The organism is Noviherbaspirillum denitrificans (genome assembly GCF_002211445.1).
GTDB lineage: Bacteria > Pseudomonadota > Gammaproteobacteria > Burkholderiales > Burkholderiaceae_D > Noviherbaspirillum > Noviherbaspirillum denitrificans.
This window is the reverse complement of record NZ_LSTO01000001.1, coordinates 2,613,925-2,619,742: the sequence shown is the minus strand read 5'-3', so window position 1 is coordinate 2,619,742 and position 5,818 is coordinate 2,613,925. Positions and strand designations below refer to the sequence as shown.

Annotated in this window: 5 protein-coding genes; all 5 read right to left on the bottom strand. The window is 64.5% G+C overall.

The annotated features are described in order from the left end of the window. Positions 1–1,112 (bottom strand): hypothetical protein (locus AYR66_RS29570; RefSeq protein ID WP_206047160.1); only part of this gene is annotated, 1,112 nt, incomplete at its 3' end. Beyond that, positions 1,109–1,879 (bottom strand): outer membrane lipoprotein-sorting protein, encoded by a 771-nt coding sequence (locus AYR66_RS12785; protein ID WP_088709790.1) that lies wholly within the window; start codon positions 1,877–1,879, stop codon positions 1,109–1,111. The genes AYR66_RS29570 and AYR66_RS12785, both read right to left, overlap by 4 nt. Positions 1,880–1,895: 16 nt before the next feature. Beyond that, complete coding sequence (locus tag AYR66_RS12780; protein ID WP_088707786.1) at positions 1,896–3,284, bottom strand: ABC transporter permease; 1,389 nt, start codon at positions 3,282–3,284, stop codon at positions 1,896–1,898. Continuing rightward, positions 3,281–3,979: an ABC transporter ATP-binding protein gene (locus AYR66_RS12775; protein WP_088707785.1), complete on the bottom strand. Its 699-nt coding sequence runs from the start codon at positions 3,977–3,979 to the stop codon at positions 3,281–3,283. The genes AYR66_RS12780 and AYR66_RS12775 overlap by 4 nt, the downstream gene beginning before the upstream one ends. Before the next feature lie 159 nt (positions 3,980–4,138). Next, positions 4,139–5,620, bottom strand: coding sequence for an aminotransferase-like domain-containing protein (locus AYR66_RS12770; protein WP_088707784.1), 1,482 nt, complete (start codon positions 5,618–5,620; stop codon positions 4,139–4,141). Positions 5,621–5,818: the final 198 nt, after the last annotated feature.

Here is a 5,818-nt window from a genome sequence, read left to right as displayed (position 1 = left end):
CACGACAGGCGGCTGCTGTCGGCCAGGTTATGGCGCAGCATCGCGCTCAGGTCGAGGCGCCGCAGCAGTGCATCCTGCCATGTGGCGTACAGGAAGACCGCCTGCCGCGTCGGCATTTCCTGCAGGTTCTGCAGCACGCCGCGATAGCGCGCATAGGCGGGCAGCGATGTGCGCGGAAGTGCATTCCATAGTCCGTCATCAAGGCCGGCGCCGTTGTACTGGTATTCCAGCGTGAGCGACAACTTGCTGGCGGCGGTGAACGTGAGGCCGGAACTGACACGGTTGCGGAATGCCGTGTCGTCCGCCCGCATGCCGGCTTGCGCGAGCAGCGACGGGCTGCGCCCGCCCGACCATTCGACATGGGCCACTGTCGCATCGTTGACCAGCAGCGACAGGTTGGCGCCGGCCTGCGGCGGCAAGCCTTCTTCCTTGTACAGCAGCCACTGCGGCGTGACGCCTTCGGACAGCTTCTGGCTCACCGCGAACAGCCAGCGGTCGCGGTTGTTGGTGGCACCGACATCGGGGTTGAGCGCCGCCGCGCTCGGCTGTGACGCGAGCTTGGGCGAATACAGCCCGGTGAAAGAGCCGCTGTCCCACAGCGTTTGCCCGCGCAGCATCACGCTGCCCTGGCGGTTGCGCTTCAGGCTGGCGGGATCGGCCGAGATGATGGAACGGTTGGCGCCGGCACGGAAGTAATCGGTCGGGTTGTAACCGGTCGCCACGCCGTTGCGCACGTTGATGCGCCCGAGGTCGAACAGCAGGTCGTCGCGCGCCTGCCAGCCGAGATAGGCCTCCTTCAGCGTGTTGATGCCGTGCTGGCGCGTCGGCTCGTCCTGCCAGAACAGGTCCAGCCGGTCGGCGAACACCACGCGCCAATCCGGCGCGAAACGCTTGTCGACCTGCACGTCGAGCGAGAGGCGCTGATCCCACGACGACACACCGCTGCGCAGCACCGCGCGTCCGGTTGCGCCCTCGATGAAGGCCGACCAGTCCGACGCGCGCACGACTTCCGCCTGCGCCTCGTCGGCCAGCCGCAATGCATCGAAATCTGCATCCTGCGCGGATGCACCGCTGGCGGCCAGCGCCAGCAGCAGTGCGAGGCGGCGCATCATTCGGGTTTGAAGCGCGGCAGGTAATCACGCTGCAGCCAGGCTTCCGGCACGTCGCGTTTCGCGTAATCCGAGAAGCGCATCACCGTCACCCAGTTGGGATCGAGGCCGTCGATGATCACCGTCTCGGTCGGACGTTCCTCGCCAAGCTGGTTCTGGAACTTGCGATAGTAGGCGGTCTTCAGCAGGCGGTTGCTCTCGGTGTAGAAACGCGCCTTCACCGGCCGGTTGTTCGTCACGTCGATCCACATCTCGATGTGGTGATAGGTGACGTCGGCACTGGTCGCCGATAGCGCCAGCTTGTAGCAGCGCCGCATCTGCCGTTCGCCATCCTGCGTCTCTTCCTCGGCGGCGAGTGCCGCCTTGTAGTCCTTCGCCAGGTTGACCGTCACGATGTCGCCATTGGCCGCCTGGCCCAGCAATCGCTGCTGCGGCGAAATGCGGATGCTGGCCTTATTGGACGGATCGTAGAACCACAGGTCGTTGCCGTTCTTGAGCATCAGCTTGTTGGCGTCTCGCGCCGGCGTCACGAAGCGGATCAGGCTGCGGAACTGGCCGCCGCTCTTGTCTTCCTTCGAGTAGACCGCGAGCGTGCTGGTGTCGGTCTGCTTGCCGCTCCGGTACTCGATCAGCGTGGTGGTCAGTCCGAACGCATAGCCGGGATTGCGCACCGCGTCGCTCGCCGCAAGGATCGCCTGCGCATCGGGCGCGGCGATTGCCGGCAAGTGGAGCAGGGCGCTTGCCAGCGCAATGAGCGTCATTCTTCGCATCTTCATGTTCTTGTCCTCATACATGGCGCAGCGCGTCCACGATCACCATCTTCGACGCGCGGCTGGCCGGCCACCATGCCGACACCACGGCCACCACTACCATGCCGATCACGCTGCCCAGGATCAGGCCGGTCTCGCCCCACACGCGGGTCTTCACAGGATAAGCATAGACATAGCCGGGCGGCGTCCAGGTCAGGCCGCTGTTGTTGATGAGCATGGAAAACAGCAGCGCGATCGCCACACCGAGCAGGGAACCGATCACACCCAGCAGCAGGCCCTCGCACACGAACATGCCGCGGATGCCACCGCGCCGCCGGCCGATCGCGCGCAGCGTGCCGATCTCCACCGTACGCTCGACCACCGCCATGCTCATCGTATTACCGACCGTGAACAGCACGATCACGCCGATCAGGATGGAAATGAAGCCGAACACCGAATTGAAGAACTGGATGGTCTGCCCATAGATCGGCGCCAGCGTCTGGAAGGCCTGGATTTCCAGCTGTGCGTCCTTGAAAGTCGTCGCCAGCAATTCCTCCAGCCGCGCCTTGGCAGCAGGCATCTGGCTGGTGTGCTGCAGCTGCAGCTGGATCGCGGTGACCTGCGGCTTCTCGCCGCCATAGATCAGTCGCTGCGCCTGCGGCAGATGCATGACCATGAACATGTCGTCGACTTCCTTCAGGCCCTGGTTCTCAGCCTTCACCACGTTCAGGCGTCCCACGTTGGGCGCGCCGTGCAGGTTGGCGGCGAGCAGTTCGATCGCCGTGCCGCCGGCCTGCGCTTCGGCGGGCTTTTCCAGCGTCGATAGTGCGGTGATGTCGTCCGGTGCCTGGGGACCTGCCGCTTCCGCCTTTTTCGCCTGCTGCGGGCAGTTCGGCACCTCGAGCGGTCCGCACAGCTGAAGGATGCGCGCGACGCCCTGGCCGATCACGACGGCGTCCTGTGCGGTGCCGGTCAGCGCCAGCGGGCGCGAATAACTCATGCTGCCGTAGTCGTCCCAGGCGCGCATCCGGTTCTGGTCGTCGACCACGACGCCGCTGCCGATCACCGTCTTCGATACGCCGGCGGCGAAATTGCCGGCGATGCCGCCGAGCTGCATTTTCGGCGTGACCACGGTCAGCAGCGGAGCCAGCACCGGATCGCGCTTGACGGTCTCGATCACGCGTTCGTAATCGGGAATGCCGTATGCCGCCGGGTTGCCGCTGCCGTACAGGAAATAGTCCTTGCGCTGGATCTGGTAGTGGCCGTGGACCTGCACATAGCCGGTCTGCATCGCAAGGATCACGTTGCGGCTGTAGCCGCCGAACAGCAGGATGGCCACCAGGCCGACGATCATCGCCAGCAGCGTGGTGAGCGAGCGGCGGCGGTTGCGCAAGAGGTTGCGCAGGGCGAGCGAAAGGGTGTTCATGCGGGCACCTCTGTGCGGCGTTCAACGCTGGTAATGCGGCCGTCGCGGATGAAGACCGCGTCGTCGGCCTCTGCCAGCACCTGCGGGTCGTGCGAGGAGAACACGAAGGATACGTGGTGCTCGCGCTGCATCTTGCGCATCAGCGCGATGATGGCCGCGCCGGTCTGGCTGTCGAGGTTGGCGGTGGGCTCGTCGGCCAGCACCAGCTTGGGTGCAGGTGCGAGGGCACGCGCGATCGCCACGCGTTGCCGCTGCCCGCCGGACAGTTGACCGGGCCGGTTGCCGGCGCGGTCGGCCAGTCCCACCGCATCGAGCAGGGCCAGCACGCGCTCACGGCGCTGCGCGGCCGGCATCTTCGTCAGCATCAGCGGGTATTCGACATTCTCGTAGGCGGTGAGCACCGGCAAGAGGTTGAAGTTCTGGAAGATGAAGCCGAGGTGGCGCGCGCGGAAATCGGACAGCGCGTCATCCGACATCTTCTGCACGTCCTGCCCGGCGACCACGATCTCGCCATGGTCGGGCCGGTCGATGCAGCCGATGATATTGAGCAGCGTCGTCTTGCCGCTGCCGGAGGGGCCGGAAATCACGGTGAAACAGTTGGGGCGGATCTCCAGGCTGATATCGCTCAACGCCGGTACATCGACGGCGTCGAGATGGTAAGTCTTGCCGACTTGCTTGAGGACGACGGGATGCATGCAACGTTCTCCTGGAATGAAAACCGTTGCCACTATAGCCATTGCCGGCGGTACGGGCGAGGGGTTTGCGACGAAATGTTGATGGTGGCGACGAAATGGCGGAAAAAGCGGATGGAATGGCGTGTTCGCCGGCTTTACACTTTGCGGCGGAATGCGTGTTTATCGCTGTGAAAACGCAAGCACGCGTGCCGCTTCCTGCACCGTCGTGACAGTCCCTTCGTCGAGCTGTCTTGCCGCGAGTTCACCCACGGTCCGGATAGCATTCTCGATGTCTGCGCTCCATGCATTTCCGCAATTCAGGCGGATGCAGTTGCCGAATTTCCCCGATGCCGAAAACAGCTGCCCCGGCATGAACGCAATGCCCTTTTCAATCGCCTTGCGGTGCAGGGCCAGCGCATCCACCTCATCCGGCATTTGTACCCAGAGCACGAATCCACCCTGGGGCGAGGAAACGGAGCAGTCTTCCGGGAAGTGTTCCGACACCGCATCCGACATGCGCGCAATGCGCTCGGTCATCGCGCGCCGCATCTTGCGCACCTGGCTGTCATAAGCGCTGCTGCCGATGAAGTCGGCCAGCACCGCCTGTGTGAAATGGTTGGTGCCGCCGCTCGACACGTTCTTGAGGTAGGCAACCTGTTCGGTATAGCGGCCGGCTACGATGTAGCCGACACGCGCCGACGGGCTGACTACCTTGGAGAAGGACGAACACAGCAACACATGGCCGGACCGGTCATAGGCCTTCACCGGCCACGGCCGCTCGGAAGGGAAGCACAGGTCGCGGTAGACATCGTCTTCCACCAGCGGAATGTCGTAGCGTGCCAGCAGGCCAGCCAGCCGCTTCTTGTTCGCCTCCGGCATGATGCAGCCGAGCGGATTGTTCGCATTCGGCACCAGCATGCAGGCCTGCACCAGGCCCTCGCGCATCGCGAGTTCCAGCGCGTCGATCGAGATGCCGGTCTTCGGGTCGGTGGGGATTTCCAGCGCCTTCATGCCCAGGCTTTCGATCAGCTGCAGCAGCACGAAGTAGGTCGGCGATTCGATGGCGATGGTGTCGCCGGGCTTGGCGACGGCGCGCAAGCCGAGGCTCAGCGCCTCGGTGCAGGAATTGGTGGCGATGATTTCCTGCGGGTTGATGCGTCCCCAGTCCACCGCGCGGCGGATCACCTGGCGCACGAAGTTCTGTTCGTTGGTGTCGAAGCAGCCGTCCTGCGCGAGCAGTTCCGGGCTGCGCCGCGCCACCGTGCTCATTACCTGCTGCAGGCGGCGCACCGGCAGCAAATCGTCCGGCGGCCACGACAGCCCGAGCGGCAGCGCCCCGGGTGCCTTCATCGCGCGCAGCACTTCCATCAGCAGGTTATTGATGCCGACGTAGGTCGGCCCCTTCATGTCGCGCGCATCCTCCATCGCCACCAGCGAGCGCGCACGGTGCCGCACGTAATAGCCGGCCTGCGGCTTCACATCCACCAGGCCGCGGTCTTCCAGCAGGCGCAGCGCCTGCATCACGGTGCTGATCGACAGCCGCTTCTGCTGCGCCAGGTGCCGGATCGACGGCAGGCGGTCGCCGGGCGCGAAGACCCGGCCGGCGATTAGCGCGGCCAGTTCGTCGGCGAGGTGCTCGTAGAGGTTGATCTGATCGGACATGAAGTGATTGTGCAGGTGCCGCAGTACGGCACAAAGATACAGTTGAGGGGTTTTTCGACCAGTACAGTTTGCCGGAACGGCCGCTGTCACGGTAACAATTCCGGCGCGTTGCACCTGTTGCGCTGCGAAGCAAGCTCGTACGATGTTTCTCCAACCCATAGAAAGGAGAGCACCATGCAGCCGACGATACTCGCGGCA